This window comes from Shewanella algicola (assembly GCF_014648035.1).
Classification (GTDB): Bacteria; Pseudomonadota; Gammaproteobacteria; order Enterobacterales; family Shewanellaceae; genus Shewanella; species Shewanella algicola.
Genome location: NZ_BMQI01000135.1, coordinates 1 through 1,333 on the forward strand (window position 1 = coordinate 1; position 1,333 = coordinate 1,333).

Below are 1,333 nucleotides of genomic sequence, written 5' to 3' on the forward strand. Positions count from 1 at the left end.
CTAATCGGCTTCATAGTGAGCCATGATAAGTTTGTACACTTTATCAACAAAGGGCGGGTCCGAATATGAAGATTACAACAATTGGTTTAGATATATCAAAGACTATTTTCCACATGTTTGCCGTTAATCAAGCTGGAAAGTTAGTTAAAAAGAGGGCAATTAAGCGTGCCGACTTGCTCAGTGTCTTTGCCCGATTAGACCCAATGTTGATAGTGATGGAAGCCTGTGGCGGGGCTAACCATTGGGCTCGTGAATTCATTAAATTAGGGCATCAAGTCAAGCTCATTGCGCCTCAATATGTTGTTCCTTATCGTCGTAAAAACAAAAATGATTTTAATGATGCTGAAGCCATTGCGGAAGCTGCACAACGACCAAACATGACATTTGTACCGATAAAAAGCGTCGAGCAAGAAGATATTCAAATGGTGCTGCGCATGAGAAAGCGCCATGTAAAAACGATGGTCGCAATCAACAATCAAGTTAGAGGCTTTCTTGCAGAATATGGTTTATGCGCTGCAAAGGGAAAAACGGCATTAGCGACTCGATTGCCTGAATTTATTGATGATGAAAGCAATGAGTTATCGGCATTTGCACGAGAAAGTTTTCGCGAACTCTATGCTGACTTTGTTGCGGCACAAGAGAAAGTTGAGTTTTACACTAAAAAAGTAACCGCTTATACAAGAGAGAATCCTATCTGTAAGCGAGTGCAAAGCGTTATAGGTATTGGCCCCATGACAGCGGCAGAAATGTATGCCGCGATAGGCGATGGTAAAATGTTCCATAATGGTCGTCACTTTGCCGCCTGGTGCGGATTAACACAAAGACAAAACTCAAGCGGTGGTAAAACCATGCTGTCTGGTATTACGAAAAAAGGGAATCCTCACTTGAGGTCGTCACTGGTACATGGTGCACGTGCTGTATTGCAATATGTGGACGGTAAAGATGATAAATTAAGCCGCTGGGCCTATGAGCTAAAGTGTAGAAAGCATAGCAATGTCGCATGTGTGGCTCTGGCCAATAAGCTCGCCAGAATAGCCTGGTCAGTCATCGCAAAGGAAGAAGATTACCGACTCGAATATGCAGCATAACAAAGTAATACGATTCACAATCAACTGATTAATTTAAGTAGTAAGTAACACCGAGTAAAACAAACTCATCACAAGTTGCGAAAGATTTTGAAATAATGATAAACAGTCAGACTGTACTACTTTAAAACTGAACTCGTCTTTGGCTCTTTAGAAGCCGTCGGGATGATAAAGCTAAAGTAGTTAGCTAATTGCATTAGGGCTGCGGGTATATAAAACACCCGATTCACAAGCCGGATATATGAAGG

The 1,333-nt window shown here is 41.9% G+C and carries 1 protein-coding gene; it reads left to right on the top strand.

The features are described from left to right. Positions 1-65 precede the first annotated feature (65 nt). Positions 66-1,088 carry an IS110 family RNA-guided transposase gene (locus IEY42_RS22075; RefSeq protein ID WP_188927313.1) on the top strand — a complete coding sequence of 341 codons (1,023 nt, stop codon included), beginning with the start codon at positions 66-68 and terminating at the stop codon, positions 1,086-1,088. The last annotated feature ends 245 nt before the right edge of the window (positions 1,089-1,333 follow it).